General features: G+C 41.7%; 1 protein-coding gene. It reads right to left on the bottom strand.

All coding sequences use genetic code 11. From position 1 onward, the window contains the following. Positions 1-73: 73 nt before the first annotated feature. Positions 74-766 carry a DUF6261 family protein gene (locus G4420_RS23215; RefSeq protein WP_163326337.1) on the bottom strand — a complete coding sequence of 231 codons (693 nt, stop codon included), beginning with the start codon at positions 764-766 and terminating at the stop codon, positions 74-76. Positions 767-1,186: the final 420 nt, after the last annotated feature.

Below are 1,186 nucleotides of genomic sequence, written 5' to 3'. Positions count from 1 at the left end.
AAAAAAGCACCCAACCCGAAGGATGGATGCTTTTGTTAACCTTTAAAACAAAATTTATAATAATTATTACTATTTATTCATCTTCGGGTGTTGGAGGTTCTTCTTCCTCGCCACTGTCTTTACGGCCTTCGCGAATGGCAATTGTATTCTCTAAGGTTTTTATTTTCTGGTTCAGCTCGATAATGAAATTCTCAATTTCGGGAGTTTGCATATTCAAACTTACCAACGCATTTACCCGTTCAACCAGTAGTTCGTACAGCGGATCGATTTCAAGACGCACCACTTTGGCATTACCGCTTTTTTTGTTGGCCAGCACAGTATCGCGTTCGTCTTGTTTGGCTTTAAATGCTACATTCAGGTTGTTAAGGTGCGATACCCAGGTGCCAAGTCCGCAAGTGGCAACAAAGCCGGCATTTTCGCGCTGCGTTAAATCGCCACCTAAGTTGGTAAGGCCGGCTGTTTGTTCGTTATAGCTTACCCTTCGCACATCGCCATACAAATCGAACAAGCGTCTCAGGCTTTTGGCCGCTTCCACTTCTTCTGGTATAGTGCACAAAAGAGTAGCATTAATACGCATATCGATAGCGCGCCAAACATTATCTCTGTCCTGATCTAAGTTTTGTAGTTGTTCGGTTAATACTGTGCCCTGATCAACACGTAGTTCGTCGTCGAGCTTGGTTAAGGCAGCATCGAAGTCTGCAAATTCGGCCTCCGAGTGGATGGCGACTGGTGTTAGCGCTATGAGCAAACTTTTAAAGTCGCTCATAAACTGGAAGTATTCTCCGTTCGGAGTTTATACAAAAAAAGGTTTAAAATTTTTTTCATGATAATGTGGGTTACGAATTAGAAACTATGTTTTTAAAGGTTATTTAATTTTGTTTTTGTGAAAAGCGTTTGGCTGATCGAGCGATTTATTTTTTGTTCAATAAAATTAGAGCAAATGTTTACTAAAGTCAATGCTTCAGATTATGTTCCACAGCATTTTTGTCGGTGCTGCATTTAAACCACATGCAAATCATCACTGAATTTACCACTCTACACTATTGCGGTGTGCCAGAAAGATATTTAGCAGGCTTCTCGCAGTTGTGCGGCCCCGGTCTCACGAAAATTTTACCCCTGCTGCAAAACTGCATAGGGGGTCTAAACAAAATTTTTTGCCTGTTGCAATGCTGCGAGGTGGGTCTCA

This window comes from Draconibacterium mangrovi, from assembly GCF_010586825.1.
Lineage (GTDB): Bacteria > Bacteroidota > Bacteroidia > Bacteroidales > Prolixibacteraceae > Draconibacterium > Draconibacterium mangrovi.
Note: the sequence above shows the minus strand (reverse complement) of the source record. Positions and strands in the feature narration are given on the sequence as shown.

What these genes read in the sequence shown, in the direction of transcription:
- G4420_RS23215 (WP_163326337.1), bottom strand. Translation starts at nt 766, where the DNA reads ATGAGCGACTTTAAAAGTTTGCTCATAGCGCTAACACCAGTCGCCATC.